Genomic DNA, 267 nt, shown 5'->3' with positions numbered 1-267 from the left:
AAACTAGCCCTAATGAAAAATCTTGTGCAGCAAGCTTGCTCACTTATTATTTCTATGGACTGGCCTCAGCAAGGGCAAGTCAAGGGGTTTTCAGTCACCAATAGCCGCTTGTGGGACTTAGTAAGTATTCAGCACCACTTTCAAGAAGATAAATTGGGTTGTAAATATCTCGTTGGGCTAACATTTAAAGTCAAAGCCGGGACATGGAGCCAATATTTCTTAAACAAGCAAGGATGCAAAGAACGCACTGCATTCTATCAATATGGT

General features: G+C 41.2%; 1 pseudogene. It reads left to right on the top strand.

The features are described 5' to 3' along the window. A pseudogene (locus tag GNF10_RS37560) lies at positions 1 to 267 on the top strand (transcriptional regulator); the annotation flags it as partial.

The organism is Nostoc sp. UCD121, from assembly GCF_014222285.1.
In the GTDB taxonomy this organism is placed as follows: domain Bacteria; phylum Cyanobacteriota; class Cyanobacteriia; order Cyanobacteriales; family Nostocaceae; genus Nostoc.
The sequence above is the reverse complement of the archived record's forward strand: the minus strand, read 5'-3'. Positions and strand labels throughout refer to the sequence as shown.